We start from the raw sequence: 15112 nt of genomic DNA on the forward strand, positions 1-15112 counted from the left end.
AGCTTCCGCTCCCACAAACTCTGCTGCGGCTCTGTCTTGACTGATAAGGGGCTTACTGCTTGCGGTAGTCTTGCAGCTTCTCCCGACCAAAGCGGATGGACTGGTCAATAACTGCCACGCTTTGGACTAATTTTTCTTTTTCCCATTCGTTGAGTGGAATCTGGAAGGTCCGAACAACCCCTTGGCGGCCAATCTGAGCAGGCAGGCTGAAGGTTACCGCTTGGTCGAGTTCATAAATGCCTTGGCCACAGAAGGTCCCGACAGGCAGGATCGTCCCTTGGTCCAGGACAATAGTCGTCAAGAGTTCCACCGCTACCCGGGCAATGGCGGCATCCGTCACACCCGCCTTATCCATAAAGACATCATAAGCCGATTGGACAACTTCCTCTGTCAATTGGTCAACATCGAGGGGGCTAATCCCTTCAAAATAATCGCTCAGCTGGTCAAAAGGGATCCCCTGAACATTGAGATGACTGCAGGCTGCAAAAGAAGACATGCCGTGCTCCCCTAGCATATAGCCTGTCACTGACTTGGGATCGATACCGTAGTGCTCAGCCACCGCATAGCGCAAGCGGGCTGAATCCAGCATAGTCCCCGTCGATAGGACCCGTTCCTTGGGGTAATGATATTCTGTCACTGCTAGATGGGCCAGGGTATCAACAGGATTGGAGATAAAAACCAGGATAGCTTCCCGGGTGTGTTGGCTGATTCCTGACATCACATCATCCAGGACCGGAATATTATCTAATAAAAGATCCTGACGTTCAGCCGGAATTTCATCTTCGTAGATATGGGTTGCAGCAACTACAATCACATCCGCATCTGCTAAATCACTGTATTCACCGGCATAGACCTTCACATGCTGGGTCGAACCGAGTCCCATAGCATGGCGCTCATCGAGGGCTTCCCCTGCCGCCTTCCCTTTTTTCTCATCAATCAAAACAATTTCAGAGAAGAGATTGGCGGCCAACACATTGGATAAAATTTTGGACCCGACAAAACCTACCCCGACAATGCCTAATTTCTGGCCATAAATTGCCATTTGCAGTCACTCCTTTATGTTATTAATAGGTCAATTATAGCACAGATTAAGGGGATGATGAGAAAGTTTTAATTTTTAAGCATAGGTTCGACTTGGCAAAGTCGGAATGATTTCGCAAAGACAGAAGCTTCTCCACTTCACACGATCGAAAGGCGCAAGCACAGCTTGCTCTTTTTCGTTCGTGTCCCAATGGTAAGCTTCTAAACGTCTTTGCTCTTACCCTAAATAAAAAAGGATTGCCCACAAGCAATCCTTTATAATCAACAGTTCTTTTTCCAGTCTTGACCATTGAGTCATCGTTCAGACACTCACCAAGACGGTTGGATCTAATCATCTGACCGGAAAGCGTCAACCAATTGGTAAAGGTCTGATGCCCGATCTTTCCACTTACCGGCTGAAGAATCATCCGAAAAGAAGGGCAACTTATCGACCAAGTCTTGTCCATGGGCCTTGCCCTTCTTGCCCACCGTATCTAGCAAGTTACTAAAGGTCGATTCATTATCTTCTTCAAAAAATGCAACAGCAGCTACCGCTGTCACTGCAGCGAGAGAACCTAATACAAAAAGTCCCGCCTTTGTTTTCTTATCCATACCATCCACCTCACTTCTTCTGTTTCTAGCATTATACCATACAGGCTTGGCAGCTGAAAAGTTTGCCCCTGGAAAGACGAATAAAAAGAGCTGGCGCCGGACCAACTCTCTTCACATATCATTTAGCTTATGGGGTAGTGCCTCCTGGCTGGTCAACCCACACTTTATAGTCTCGTGTGGGGATTGAAAGCTGCTAACACACACTCCGTTAGCCTGATTGTGGGTTCATTTCTATCAATCCACAGTCAACGAGCTTGTTTGAGTGTTCAGCTAACCGCGCTCCCTCACACCCTGTGTAGTCGGGTTCGGTCGCGCAGAAAAGGAGTGACTTCAGCAAAAGGGAACGACCGGCTAAAGCCGTTCTTATCCCTTTTGCCTCCAGTCATACTTTTCTAAACGCCTTTACTCACACCCTGGTAGTCGGGTTCGGTCGCGCAGAAGTGGCTCCTCTTCACAAAGCGCCGTCGAAGACTTTCAGTCTTCTCTGTTGCTTTGCTCCAGAGGTCCACTTCTACCCGCGCTCCCTCACACCCTGTGTTTTCACTAGGCTTTCTTTTTCTTCGCTGCCGTCTTCGTGTTGGATGCGAATGTAGAGTTTGCCTTGGCGTGAGCCGATGGTTAGGCGGTCGCCTTCTCCGACGGCTTGGGATAGGATGAGGTCGCTGAGTGGGTCTTCGATTTGGCTTTGGAGTTCCCGACGCACGGGACGGGCTCCGTATTCTGGACTAAAGCCTTTTTCAGCGAGGACTTTGATGGCGCCGTGGGTGAGACGGAGGTCAATACCTTGTTGGGCCAATTGTTCGGCCATGGCATCTGTAAATTTGCTGACGATTTCGCCCACTTGTTCTTGGTTCAGGGAGTGGAAGACGATAATTTCATCCACCCGGTTGAGGAATTCGGGACGGAATTGTTGCTTCAATTCTTCCCGGATACGTTGGCTCATCCGGTCATAGTCATGGCTGACGGACTCCTGACCAAAACCGACTGTCTTCTCATCACGCAGGGCGGTTGCTCCGAGGTTTGAGGTCATGATAATGATGGTATTGCGGAAATCCACCATCCGGCCTTTGCTATCGGTGATGTAGCCATCATCGAGGATTTGCAAGAGTAGGTCGAAAATATCGGGATGGGCCTTCTCCACTTCATCAAAGAGCACGACTGAATAAGGGTGTTGGCGTACTTTTTCGGTCAATTGACCCCCTTCGTCATAGCCCACATAGCCTGGGGCAGAACCAATCATCCGGCTGGTTGAGTATTTTTCCATAAATTCGGACATATCGACCCGGATCAAGTGGCGTTCGGAACCGAAGAGCTCTTCGCTTAGGCTCTTGGCTAATTCGGTCTTCCCGACCCCGGTTGGGCCTAGGAACATAAAGGAACCGATAGGCCGGTTGGGGTCTTTAATCCCGGAATGGGCCCGGCGTACAGCACGAGCCACCGCATTGGTCGCCTCATCCTGGCCTTTGACCCGGCGGTGGAGGCGTTCCTCCAAGGCTAAGAGCTTCTGATTTTCCGTTTCGGTGAGCTGGCTAATAGGGATGCCGGTCCATTGGGCAATGATTGCGGCAATCTCCTCTTCGCCGATCGATAAGTTATAGTTTTGCTTTTTCTTCTTACGCTTGGTCTCTAACTTATTGAGGGCTTCTTCCAGCTCTTTTTGCTTGGCATGGAGCTTGGCAGCCTCTTGGAAGTTCTGCTCAGCCACACACCTTAGCTTGGCTTCTTCGAGTTGCCGGTAGTCGCGAACCAAGTCCTGACTCTTGCCAGCTTGGTCCGTTTTCCCTTGGGCATCCAGGCGTTTGGTTGCTGCGGCTTCATCCATCACGTCGATAGCTTTGTCTGGCAGGAAGCGGTCGGAAATATAACGCGCACTCAAATTGGCTGCCGCATCAATGGCTTCATCGGTAATTGTCACTTGGTGGAAGTCCGCATAGGCTTGGCGGATGCCGGCCAGGATGGACCGGGTTTCTTCAATTGTCGGTTCATCAACTTGGACTTTGGCAAAGCGTCGTTCTAGAGCAGCATCTTTTTCAATATACTTCTGATATTCATTAAGGGTGGTTGCCCCAATCACTTGAACTTCACCGCGGGCTAGAGCGGGTTTAAGGATATTGGAAGCATCCATTGTTCCTTCTGCCCCGCCAGCTCCGATAAGGGTATGCAATTCGTCGATGAAAAGAATGACCTGTCCATCTTGGATGACTTCCTCAATCAGATGTTTCATCCGGTCTTCGAATTCACCCCGGTACTTAGTTCCCGCAATCAAAGAGCCCATGTCGAGCATCATCAAGCGCTTGTTCTCTAAGCTTTCGGGGACTTGTCCACTGACAATGGCCTGGGCTAGGCCTTCCGCAATAGCGGTCTTACCTACACCAGGTTCGCCCACGAGGACAGGGTTATTCTTAGTCCGGCGGCTGAGGATCTGGAGGATGCGTCGAGCTTCTTTTTCCCGACCGATGATGGGGTCAAGTTGGCCATTGTGGGCCCGTTTGGTTAAATCCTTGCTGACTGCATCCAAGGTTGGGGTCTTACTCTTGTGAGGATCAACTTTCCCTTGTTTCTTGCGTCCCCCCCTATCTAAAGGCAGGCCGAGCATCTGGTAGATGTCGCGGCGGATAATATCTGGATCCGCCCCTAAATTCCGTAAAATACGGGTAGCTAGGACTTCTTCTTGCATGAGAGCCAAGAGGATATGTTCGGTCCCTACTAAGGAAGCCCGATTCTTCTTAGCTTCTTCCGTACTGAGGTAGAGCACTTTGTTGGCACGGGGGGAATAGACAGGCTCGCCTAATTCATTATAAGGATCTTGGCCTGAACCATAGCCCACTACGAACTCGACCTCTTCCTTAAGGGTTTCATAGTCATCAATATGAGGGCTCAGGACCGCATGGGCGATGCCATCAGGTTCGGCTAGAAGACCCATCAAGAGGTGCTCTGTCCCAATGGCATGGTGGCGGAAATCCTTCGCCGCATCTAAGGCATAGGCTAAGGCTTTCTGGGCTTTTTCCGTATAGATTTCTTTCATGGTCTAAACTCCAATCTTCGCGCAGTTTAATGATCGTATTTCAACTTACGAAGCACATTCGTTAAGATCAAGGCGCGTAAGGAATCGGCTTGGTTCACATGGGCCATGACGTCCTTGTCTAAGCTCGCATAGATCAAGCGCGCTTCCAACTTCGTAAGCAAGTCATTCTTGTGTAAATTACTAATAATTGCTTGGGCGTCCTTATCTGATAATTCGTCGCCAATCAGCTGAATCATCGAATCAATATAGTCCGCCTCATCAACTACCGTCATCTTAACGATACGAATATAACCACCGCCCCCACGTTTACTCTCCACATGATAACCATTCTGAGGAGTAAAGCGGGTATTAATGACATAGTTAATTTGTGAGGGAACACACTCGAAGCGCTCAGCGATTTCACTCCGCCGAATTTCAACATTCGACGACTCCTGTAAGACTTGTTTCAGGTAGGCTTCTATTATATCAGACATGTTTTTATTACGCATTTTTAATCACCTCTAGTCTGACTAAGTTTGACATTCAACTTTATCATACCGAATTTTCAGCCAAGCGTCAATATCTTTGTCTTTCAAAACTTGACCAAACCAAGCTTTTGCCCCGGTCTGATAGGCTTTAGACCAGCTAATTTTTAAAGCGCTTTCTCTTTACAATTTCATGAAATCGTGCCATTCTTAAGAAGAATTGTGTATAATAGAAAGCGTGCAATCTTATGCAAATTTTAAAGGAGGCAGTGGGATGACGAATGAGTCATATGTCGCAATTATCGGCGGCTTAAACATGGATATTGCAGGGATTTCTGGTCCCATGTACCGGGAGCGGGATTCCAACATTGGTCACATTTACCTGAGTCCAGGGGGGGTCGGCCGTAATATCGCGCACAATTTAGTGCAATTAGAGGTACCGACCTATCTCGTGACCGCATATGGTGATGATGATTTTGGTTTACTAGTTGAAAAATCATGTCGAGAATTAAATATTTCCCTCGATTATGCAGAGAAATTAGAGGACGAACACACCTCAACCTATCTCTATGTTACAGATAGCGACGGGGATATGATTACCGGTGTCAACGATATGGATATCGTTAAACGTATCACACCAGACTTCTTGGCCAACCGCCTGGACTTCTTAAACCAAGCCAAGATTTGTGTCATCGACGCCAATATCTCCCGGGAGACGATTGAGTGGATTGTTGACCATGTCGAGGCGCCCCTCTATGTAGAGCCTGTATCAGTAGCCAAGGCGGCACGTTTCGAAGCGGTCTTAGATCGGATCGACACCATTAAGCCTAACCAATATGAAGCAGAACTCTATACGGGTATCAAGATCCTTGACGAGAAAACAGCCCGTCAAGCTGCCGAAAAACTGATAGAGCTTGGCGTCAACAATGCCTTCATCTCCCTAGGTGCCAAGGGAATGGTCTGTGCCAACTCAGAAGAAACCCACTATGTCCCAGTGCTAGAATCCGACGTGATTAGCGCGAACGGCGCAGGTGACTGTGCTATGGCAACCATTGTCTGGGCCAACTACCACTACGGCCATGAACTGGACATTAAGGAAGTGACCCAACTCGCCCAAGCTGCAGCGAATTTAGCAACCAGCACCATGCACTCGGTCTACGAAGACCTGTCAATATCAGCTGTTGTTAAACGTGCCCAAGATTATAAACAATAGGAGGAATATACTGTGGGAATTATTCGGAATTTAATTGGGATCCTGGTCATTTTAGCACTGGCTGCCCTCTTATCCTATGATCGTTCAAAGATCACAAGTAAAATTAAAAATATCGCCATGATGTTTGTCGCTATGTTGGTCCTCACCTTCATCTGCCTCAGGACCTCAGCAGGGATCACTGCTCTGGAAGGCATTTCCAACTTCTTCAGCTGGCTGATTGCCCAAGCCCAAGGTGGGATTAGCTTCGTCTTCGGCGGCATCGTCATCGAAGAAGGCGCTTCAGTCTTCTTCTTCAACGTTCTCTTGCCCCTGGTCTTCATTTCAGCACTGATTGGGATCTTGAACTATATCAAAGTTCTCCCCTTCATCATGAAATGGGTTGGAAAAGGGATCAACTTCATTACCGGTATGGGAGAAGTCGAAAGCCAATTCGCTATTTCAACAGCTGTACTCGGGAACACCTCAGCTTTTATTTCGATTAAAGAAATTATCCAAGGCATGGACCCTCGCTCCCTCTTCACCATCTGCTTGTCTGGGATGTCTGCAGTCGGAGCTTCAACCCTAGCTGCTTATATGCAAATGATTCCTGGCGAATATGTCGTTGTAGCAGTCTTCTTAAACATCTTCGCTGCTCTAGTTATCACCAGCATCATGAACCCTTACGAAGCGGAAGAAGTCGAAACTGGCGAAGAATTTGAACTACTAGAAGAAAGTGCAGAAGACAAAGGCAACTTCTTTGACATGCTCGGTTCATACATCACTGATGGCTTCAACCTTGCTATTATTATCGCTGCCATGGTGATTGGTTTCGTATCCTTGATCACCTTCCTGAACTCCATTGTTGAAGGAATCTTCGGCATCACCTTCACCGAAACCATGGGCTATGTCTTCTCACCCTTGGCTTTCATTATTGGGATTCCAAGCGAAGACATTGTTAAAGCGGGGAGTCTCATGGCGACCAAGCTATTGACCAACGAATTCGTTGCTATGGGTGAATTCCAAAGTCTCCTAGGTGGGGCTAGCGCTAAGACCCAAGCTATGGTTGCCACCTACCTGGTATCCTTCTCCAACTTCGGAACCATGGGGATTACCCTCGGCGCCATCAAGGGCATTAGTGAGAAGCAATCCAAGGTCCTTTCCCAATCTTTAGTTAAGGTCCTCTTGGGTTCAATTCTCTCTTCCCTACTCGTAGCCAGCGTAGTCGGTCTCTTCTTCTAAAAGTAAAATAAAGCACAGTAAAAGCGATCGCTCCACTGCCCATAGATTGGGCAGTTGGAGCGATCGCTATTTTAATTGTTAACCATGAACATGCAGGCGATGTGAATTACGGCTAGTAGGCGTCAGCCGTACAAGCCCAAACCTGCTCCAAAAGTCAGCTCTGACTCCACTTCACAAAGGCTGGTAGAGCCACTCACAAGGCTCTACCAGCCTTTGCGGACAGTTGCTATAGCTGTTCGAAGCGCAGCGAGTTACAGATATAGTATGCGTTAGCTGGCTCAGGGCTGAACGACTTTTGTCACACTCTCATTTTTATCCCATTCCACATACAAAAAAGACCTTACAGAAGGTAAGGTCTTAATCGAGTCGGGAAAACAGGATTCGAACCTGCGACCCCTTGGTCCCAAACCAAGTGCTCTACCAAGCTGAGCTATTTCCCGGTATGCACCCAGCAGGATTCGAACCTGCAACCGCCTGATTCGTAGTCAGGTACTCTATCCAGTTGAGCCATGGGTGCGTATAAAATTATAATGCCGAGGACCGGAATCGAACCGGTACGGTGTGTAACCACCGCAGGATTTTAAGTCCTGTGCGTCTGCCAGTTCCGCCACCCCGGCCTATTAACAAGCAGATCCATAAAAAACAAATAAGCGGAATACGAGATTCGAACTCGCGACCCCCACCTTGGCAAGGTGATGTTCTACCACTGAACTAATTCCGCGTGATATACATGCCGGCTAAAGGACTTGAACCCTCGACCCTCTGATTACAAATCAGATGCTCTACCAACTGAGCTAAGCCGGCATCAAATTCATATTCGAATTTGTGATGATCCGTGGGAGGCTCGAACTCCCGACCCTCTGATTAAAAGTCAGATGCTCTACCGACTGAGCTAACGAATCAAAGTTATGGAGGATGAGGGGTTCGAACCCCCGACATCCTGCTTGTAAGGCAGACGCTCTCCCAGCTGAGCTAATCCTCCATGTCGGTAAGTTGTTTTCTAACAACTATTATATAATATCACGAGATTTGACTTTAGTCAATAGTTTTTTTGACATTTTTAAGCTCTCATCCCAAAGAACTGTTCTCTCGTGACGACTTGATAAGTATAGCACAGTTCTTTGGTTTTAGGCAAGAGCTTTTTTGATTTTTCTAAAATTTTTCCTTCAATTGCCCGAATTCAGTGAAGTAGTGGGGATAGGCCAAATAGGTACAGAGGATACTAGCCACTGCCCCGCAGGACAAGATCATGAAGTAAACCATAATCTGATACATAATTGCCTGGAGAGGCATGGAGCCAGCCATCATCATCCCGGTCATCATGCCAGGTAAGGTCACCAGGCCCAGGGTCCGCATCCCATCGATGGTCGGTTGGAGGGCCCCTTTGATGGTATCATGGATGATCGACCAGGAGGCCTGCTTGGTCGAGGCGCCGAGAGCCAGCTTCTCAAAGACTTCCTGACGCCGGGCATCGAAGAGAGTGTGCATATTGTTAAAGCATAGCCCAACAATCTTCATGCCGTTACCAGCCAGCATGCCGGTAATTGGAATCATCTGCTGGGGCACAAATTGCAGGGTGCCAGATAAGACCAAAATTAGCACCGATAGTCCAATCCCCGAAAAGATCGCAATTAGGGAAATCTTAAAGGCATTGCTTAGACCCTGGGCACGCTTCTTGGCGTTCCAGGCTGAATTAAAGATCATGATCCCCATTGCGACCAGGGTCACCCAGAAGCTATCGATCTGGAAGACATAGGTCAGGATGTAACCAACCACAACTAATTGGACAATCATACGCACAACTGCAACCAACATATCTTTATTGAGGCCCAGCTTCTCCTTATAAGAAATCGCCAGCGCTACCAAGACGAGAACGAAGGATAGGCCTAGAGAAGTGGGACTAATGACGAGTTCATGGGTCATGACTTACTTCCTCCTTCCTGCAAGTGACCATCCACTAAGTAAAGAGACCGGTCGGCCATGTCTTGGTCTTCTGGCCGGTGGGAAATCCAGACCAGGGCCATGCCCCAGCGATCTGCCTCAGCCAAAATAAGCTGCCAGACCGCCTGGGCAGAAGCTTCATCCAAAGAAGAGACAACCTCATCCAATAAGAGGATCTTGGGCGGGAAAACCAGGTGGCGGATCAAGGCCAGACGCTGACGCTCGCCCCCTGACAGGGTCTCCACCCCTTGGTCATCGGTCAGGTCAGCTAAGCCCAGAGCCGCTTTAAGCATCGCTAAACGGTCCTGGTCCAGGGCCTTCTGATGATGGGCCTCGGCGACGAAATCAAAGTTATCCTGGACGTTTTTACCAAAGAGAACGGGATTTTGGACACAATAAGAAACGTCTTGGCGGTAGCTTTGGTAGTCATAGCTTTGGGCTGCTTTACCCTGGTAAGTGACTTGGCCGCTATCTTGTCTAAGCAATTGGGCGATAATCTTCAGGATGGTCGATTTGCCACTGCCTGAGGGGCCGTTAATAGACAGAGACTCTCCCGCTTGGACTTGGAGATTAATCTTGTCTAGGATCTGCCGGCCATCCCTAGCATAAGAGATATCCGTCAATGTTAGCATAGCCATCAACCTTTCTGGGTATTTTCTCCATTATAACGAAAGATTCGGCCAAATAAAAATAATAAATCCGACGTGAATTTTGCCTTTTTTCGTTTATATATGAGTAAGGAGGTTATACATCATGTTAATGCTCAGTCAAATCTATTTATTCTTTGCTCTAGCCTGCCTAGCATCCTTTCTCATGCTCTGGGCCTACCGCACCATCCACTCCGGTGCCATTATTTGGGGACGGTCCCAGTGCGACCATTGCCAGGTCAGACTCCCTTATTGGGCCCTCTGCCCCATCCTAGGCTATCTGCTCTGCCGGGGCAGGTGCCAAGTTTGCCAAACCCCTGTCCCCCTCTACTACCCTCTAATTGAGGCCCTATTCGCTTGTACAGCCTTCTACCTGATCTCTCAAGAGGCTTACAGCGACCTGGTCATTCTCGCTATCTTAACCCTTATGACAGCCACAGACCTCACTGCCCTGGTCGTCCCTGACCGCTTCCAGGTCCTTCTCTTCTTCGCCTGCCTAGCACGCGAAGAGACCTGGCAATTAGAGCGCTGGCTCCAGGCCCTGGCCCTTTGCCTGGCCCTCTACGCCCTCAACCAAGTCATCAAAGAAGGCCTTGGCGGAGCGGATATCAAGCTCTTCACCAGCCTCTGCCTAGCATATGGCCTAGCCGCCAGTCTGGAAATCATCTTTCTCAGCTCAGGCCTAGCCCTGGCCTATTTCTTCCTCAGCCGCCAAGCCAAACACCATCCCCTCCCCTTCGTTCCCTTCATTAGCCTGGCTGTGATTATTCTTTTACTTTTCCCATAGAAAAAAGGCTGGAAGAAAAGTTCCAGCCTCTAAAATTTGATTAATTTTCAATTTTTTAAACGAAATGTTCTATGGGTGTCCCACATAGTTTTCAGGTTCAACAGGGTGCTCAACAATCACTTGTTCCCCATCTTCATTGGTCACATATTCTTCCGTTGTTGGCACTTCGCCTAATTTCTTAGGTTCCATGTAACGGTAGTGGGCCATCCCTGTACCTGCTGGGATGATCTTACCGATAATAACATTCTCTTTCAGGCCGAGCAGGTTATCCCGCTTGCCGCGAATCGACGCATCGGTAAGGACCTTGGTGGTTTCCTGGAAGGAAGCAGCTGATAAGAAGCTGTTGGTTTCCAGAGCCGCCTTGGTAATCCCAAGAAGGACAGGTTGGGCAGTCGCTGGAATAGATCCCGTCTTAATAGCTTCCGCATTTTCCTTGCTGAAGTCTTCGAGATCCATCAACTTACCTGGTAAGAGGTCAGTTGCCCCTGGATCGAGGACACGTACTTTACGGAGCATTTGACGGAGCATCACTTCCACGTGCTTGTCGTTGATGTCTACCCCTTGCATCCGGTAAACTCGCTGAATTTCACTTAACATGTAAGTTTGAACAGTGAGTGCGTCCGTGATGTGGAGCAGCTCTTTCGGATCGATTGACCCTTCAGTCAAGCGGTCCCCACGTTTGATGGTGTCGCCTACTTCAACGAGCATACGGGCTGTATAAGGAACAACATATTCTCGTTCATCCGTAAGCCCTTTGACGTTAACGGTCTTTTCACGGGTTGCTTCGTTTTGGTTAATGTCGGTAACCACACCTGTGACTTCTGTAATCACAGCGCGCCCTTTCGGATGGCGTGCTTCCACAATTTCTTGTACACGAGGGAGACCTTGGGTGATATCGTCACCGGCAACCCCGCCCGTGTGGAAGGTCCGCATGGTCAACTGGGTACCAGGCTCCCCGATAGATTGGGCAGCGATGGTTCCGACCGCTTCACCGACTTCAACTTCACCATTCGTTGCCAAATCAGAGCCGTAGCAGTGCTTGCAGACACCGTATGGAGTGTTGCAGGTAAAGACGGAGCGGATGGTCACTTCTTCAACGCCAGCTTCTACAATCTTCTTAGCTACTTCTTCTGAAATCAATTGGTCATGTTGGGCAAGGACTTCGCCTGTTTCAGGATGGCGAACTTCTTTTTGAAGGTAGCGGCCTGTCAGACGTTCTTCCAAGCTTTCAATCATTTCATTACCTTCACGGATAGCTGAAACCCGCAAACCACGGTCAGTGTGGCAATTGCTTTCCTTGATGATCACATCTTGGGCCACGTCAACCAGACGACGGGTCAAGTAACCAGAGTCGGCTGTCTTCAGCGCTGTATCGGTCATCCCTTTACGAGCACCGTGCGTGGAGATAAACATCTCTTGAACCGATAAACCTTCCCGGAAGTTGGAGGTTACAGGCAATTCGATAATCTTACCGTTAGGACCAGCCATCAGACCCCGCATCCCGGCCAACTGAGTAAAGTTGGAGATGTTACCCCGGGCCCCAGAGTCCATCATGATGAAGAATGGGTTTTCTGCCGATAGAGAGTTCTTCAGGCGGTTTTCAATTTCATCTTTGACCTTGTTCCAAGTGCTAATGACTTGTTCATAGCGTTCATCATCAGTAATTAAACCGCGACGGTATTGCTTGGTGATGTTATCCACACGTTTGTGGCCTTCATCTACCAGTTCATTCTTCGTATCCAAGACGGTAATGTCTGAGATACCTACCGTGATCCCTGACTTGGTTGAGAATTCGAAACCGAGATCCTTCAAGCGGTCAAGCATCATTTGGGTTTCCGTTACCTTGAATTGCTTGAAAACGCGAGCGATGATGCTTTCTAAGTAACCCTTCTTGAATGGAGGGACTAATTCTGCACGTTTGATTTCTTCCTCAACATCCGCACCAGCTTCCAAGAAGTACTTGTCTGGCAAGCTGTCATTCAAGTTTTCTTGGGTTGGTTCGTTCAAGTAGTTGAAGCCATCTGGAATAATTTGGTTGAAGAAAAGTTTCCCGATCGTTGTCCGGATAAGCTTACCCTTTTGGTCTTCCGTCCAGTTCTTGCCTGGTAAGGAATCGGTATCAATGACCACCCGGGTGTGCAATTCCACATTGCCGCTCTTATAAGCTGTCATCGCTTCATCAACTGAAGAAACAGCTATCCCTTCACCGATAGCCCCAGCACTTTCCATAGTCAGGTAATAGTTCCCTAGAACCATATCCTGAGATGGGGTAACCACTGGCTGGCCATCTTTAGGGTTCAAGATGTGGGTAGCAGCTAACATCAAGATCCGTGCTTCCGCTTGGGCTTCTTCGCCGAGTGGTAGGTGGACCGCCATTTGGTCCCCATCAAAGTCGGCATTATAAGCTTCACAAGCTAGCGGGTGGAGACGGATGGCTTTCCCTTCAACGAGAACAGGTTCAAAGGCCTGGATCCCCAAACGGTGAAGGGTAGGTGCCCGGTTAAGGAGAACAGGGTGTTCCTTGATAATTTCTTCAAGAACATCCCAAACCTTATCGTCTTGGTGCTCAATCATCCGCTTGGCATGCTTCACGTTGGCGGCAATTTCACGGCCCACTAATTCACGCATTAAGAAAGGCTTGAAGAGTTCCAAGGCCATTTCCTTAGGCAGGCCACATTGGTACATCTTGAGCGATGGACCGATGGCGATAACAGAACGGCCAGAATAGTCGACACGCTTACCGAGCAAGTTTTGACGGAAGCGGCCTTGCTTCCCTTTTAACATATGAGATAGGGACTTCAATGGACGGTTCCCAGCCCCAGTAACAGGGCGGCCACGGCGGCCATTATCAACCAAGGCATCCACAGCTTCTTGGAGCATCCGCTTTTCATTTTGAACAATGATGTTTGGCGCATTTAAGTCTAACAAGCGTTTCAAACGATTATTCCGGTTGATCACCCGACGGTAAAGATCGTTCAAGTCAGATGTCGCAAAACGACCCCCATCGAGTTGAACCATTGGGCGGAGTTCTGGTGGAATAACTGGAATAACATCCATAACCATCCACTCTGGATTATTACCGGACTTACGGAAGGCTTCTAGGATATCCAAACGACGGATTGCCCGGGTTCGTTTTTGACCGCGTGCACTGGTTAGGACTTCCTTCAATTCCGCGCATTCCTTCTCCAAGTTAACTTGACCTAAGAGGGTCTTAATAGACTCTGCTCCCATGCCAGCTTGGAAACGGTTGCCGTATTCCATCTTGTATTCACGGAATTCTTTCTCTGATAAGAGTTGCTTGTATTCAAGAGGAGTATCCCCGGCATCTGTCACCACATAAGAAGCAAAGTAAATCACTTCTTCGAGAGCACGTGGGCTCATGTCTAATAAGAGACCCATCCGGCTAGGGATGCCTTTGAAATACCAAATGTGAGTAACGGGTGTTGCCAATTCAATATGGCCCATCCGTTCCCGACGAACTTTAGAACGGGTAACTTCTACCCCACAACGGTCACAAACGACACCCGCATAGCGGATCCGTTTGTACTTCCCACATGAACATTCCCAGTCCTTGGAGGGACCAAAGATACGTTCACAGAAAAGACCGTCTTTTTCAGGTTTTAGCGTCCGATAGTTGATTGTTTCTGGTTTCTTCACTTCACCGTAAGACCAGGAACGAATTTTATCAGGGGATGCTAAACCGATCTTCATACTTTCAAATTTATTAACATCGACCAAGGGGCCAACCTCCCTTTATAATTGCCTCTCGCCTGCTGGGTTGCTCGCCAGCAAGCCTACCTTGTCATTAAAAACGAGAATCACAGTTGGGTGTAGGAACTGCTCATACCCTTCCTAGTTGGGTTCAGGCTAGCAGAAATAGCTCCTCTTCACCAAAATCCATCGAAGGCCTTCAGCCTTCTCTGGCTTTTGGCTCCAGAGGTCTATTTCTACCGCTAGCCTTCTCACCCTTCCTAGTTGGGTTCGGTCTGGCAGCTTTCGTGTCACTTCACAAGTCTCCGCCGCAGTCTTGCAGACTGCTCTGGTGACTTGCTCCAGTGAACGAAAGCTAACCGCCAGCCCTCACACCCTTTAGTCGGGTTCGCAGAGGCAGAAGCTCCTCCACTTCACACGATCGAAACGTGCAAGCATGGCTTGCTCTTTTTCGTTCGTGCTCCAGTGTTAAGC

General features: G+C 48.7%; 10 protein-coding genes and 7 tRNA genes. 3 read left to right on the forward strand and 14 right to left on the reverse strand.

What is annotated here, in order from left to right; genetic code table 11:
* Positions 1 to 52: 52 nt before the first annotated feature.
* From QP860_RS08230 to QP860_RS08245, 4 genes are all read right to left on the reverse strand, one after another.
* Positions 53 to 1042 (reverse strand): lactate/malate family dehydrogenase, encoded by a 990-nt coding sequence (locus tag QP860_RS08230; protein WP_070620119.1) that lies wholly within the window; start codon positions 1040 to 1042, stop codon positions 53 to 55.
* A 326-nt stretch (positions 1043 to 1368) separates the two neighbouring features.
* Complete coding sequence (locus QP860_RS08235; protein WP_070620122.1) at positions 1369 to 1632, reverse strand: hypothetical protein; 264 nt, start codon at positions 1630 to 1632, stop codon at positions 1369 to 1371.
* A gap of 511 nt (positions 1633 to 2143) precedes the next feature.
* Positions 2144 to 4657, reverse strand: a complete 2514-nt coding sequence (locus QP860_RS08240; RefSeq protein WP_284912542.1) for an ATP-dependent Clp protease ATP-binding subunit — start codon at positions 4655 to 4657, stop codon at positions 2144 to 2146.
* A gap of 26 nt (positions 4658 to 4683) precedes the next feature.
* A complete protein-coding gene (locus QP860_RS08245; protein WP_067974128.1) occupies positions 4684 to 5145 on the reverse strand; it encodes a CtsR family transcriptional regulator in 462 nt (153 codons plus the stop codon).
* Positions 5146 to 5395: 250 nt separating this feature from the next.
* Here QP860_RS08245 and QP860_RS08250 point away from each other — a divergent pair, with 250 nt between their 5' ends.
* On the forward strand, positions 5396 to 6334 hold the full coding sequence (locus QP860_RS08250) for a carbohydrate kinase family protein (RefSeq protein WP_284912543.1): 939 nt from the start codon (positions 5396 to 5398) through the stop codon (positions 6332 to 6334).
* 12 nt (positions 6335 to 6346) lie between these two features.
* A complete protein-coding gene (locus QP860_RS08255) occupies positions 6347 to 7552 on the forward strand; it encodes a NupC/NupG family nucleoside CNT transporter (protein WP_070620131.1) in 1206 nt (401 codons plus the stop codon).
* Between the two features lie 366 nt (positions 7553 to 7918).
* On the opposite strand, the gene QP860_RS08260 is transcribed toward QP860_RS08255, so the two are convergent.
* From QP860_RS08260 to QP860_RS08300, 9 genes are all read right to left on the reverse strand, one after another.
* Positions 7919 to 7992, reverse strand: a tRNA-Pro gene (locus QP860_RS08260).
* Between the two features lie 3 nt (positions 7993 to 7995).
* Positions 7996 to 8069, reverse strand: a tRNA-Arg gene (locus QP860_RS08265).
* Positions 8070 to 8083: 14 nt separating this feature from the next.
* A tRNA-Leu gene (locus QP860_RS08270) sits at positions 8084 to 8169 on the reverse strand.
* A 32-nt stretch (positions 8170 to 8201) separates the two neighbouring features.
* A tRNA-Gly gene (locus QP860_RS08275) sits at positions 8202 to 8273 on the reverse strand.
* Positions 8274 to 8283: 10 nt separating this feature from the next.
* Positions 8284 to 8356, reverse strand: a tRNA-Thr gene (locus QP860_RS08280).
* A gap of 25 nt (positions 8357 to 8381) precedes the next feature.
* Positions 8382 to 8454: transfer RNA gene (locus tag QP860_RS08285), tRNA-Lys, on the reverse strand.
* Between the two features lie 7 nt (positions 8455 to 8461).
* Positions 8462 to 8534: transfer RNA gene (locus QP860_RS08290), tRNA-Val, on the reverse strand.
* Positions 8535 to 8704: 170 nt separating this feature from the next.
* Positions 8705 to 9475: an ABC transporter permease gene (locus tag QP860_RS08295; RefSeq protein WP_070620134.1), complete on the reverse strand. Its 771-nt coding sequence runs from the start codon at positions 9473 to 9475 to the stop codon at positions 8705 to 8707.
* Positions 9472 to 10125: an ABC transporter ATP-binding protein gene (locus QP860_RS08300; RefSeq protein ID WP_168162728.1), complete on the reverse strand. Its 654-nt coding sequence runs from the start codon at positions 10123 to 10125 to the stop codon at positions 9472 to 9474. Before QP860_RS08300 ends, QP860_RS08295 begins: the two co-directional genes overlap by 4 nt.
* A gap of 121 nt (positions 10126 to 10246) precedes the next feature.
* Here QP860_RS08300 and QP860_RS08305 point away from each other — a divergent pair, with 121 nt between their 5' ends.
* Positions 10247 to 10927, forward strand: coding sequence for a prepilin peptidase (locus QP860_RS08305; protein WP_070620139.1), 681 nt, complete (start codon positions 10247 to 10249; stop codon positions 10925 to 10927).
* 69 nt (positions 10928 to 10996) lie between these two features.
* Here the strand turns inward: QP860_RS08305 and rpoC are convergent, their stop codons facing one another.
* Positions 10997 to 14665, reverse strand: coding sequence for a DNA-directed RNA polymerase subunit beta' (rpoC, locus tag QP860_RS08310; RefSeq protein ID WP_284912544.1), 3669 nt, complete (start codon positions 14663 to 14665; stop codon positions 10997 to 10999).
* Positions 14666 to 15112 lie beyond the last annotated feature (447 nt).

This window comes from Aerococcus sp. UMB1112A (assembly GCF_030230715.1).
Taxonomy (GTDB): domain Bacteria; phylum Bacillota; class Bacilli; order Lactobacillales; family Aerococcaceae; genus Aerococcus.

Coding starts and splice junctions, on each gene's coding strand:
- QP860_RS08295 (WP_070620134.1), bottom strand. CDS start 9,475: ATGACCCATGAACTCGTCATTAGTCCCACTTCTCTAGGCCTATCCTTC.
- QP860_RS08305 (WP_070620139.1), top strand. CDS start 10,247: ATGTTAATGCTCAGTCAAATCTATTTATTCTTTGCTCTAGCCTGCCTA.
- QP860_RS08300 (WP_168162728.1), bottom strand. CDS start 10,125: ATGCTAACATTGACGGATATCTCTTATGCTAGGGATGGCCGGCAGATC.
- QP860_RS08250 (WP_284912543.1), top strand. CDS start 5,396: ATGACGAATGAGTCATATGTCGCAATTATCGGCGGCTTAAACATGGAT.
- QP860_RS08240 (WP_284912542.1), bottom strand. CDS start 4,657: ATGAAAGAAATCTATACGGAAAAAGCCCAGAAAGCCTTAGCCTATGCC.
- QP860_RS08245 (WP_067974128.1), bottom strand. CDS start 5,145: ATGCGTAATAAAAACATGTCTGATATAATAGAAGCCTACCTGAAACAA.
- QP860_RS08235 (WP_070620122.1), bottom strand. CDS start 1,632: ATGGATAAGAAAACAAAGGCGGGACTTTTTGTATTAGGTTCTCTCGCT.
- QP860_RS08230 (WP_070620119.1), bottom strand. CDS start 1,042: ATGGCAATTTATGGCCAGAAATTAGGCATTGTCGGGGTAGGTTTTGTC.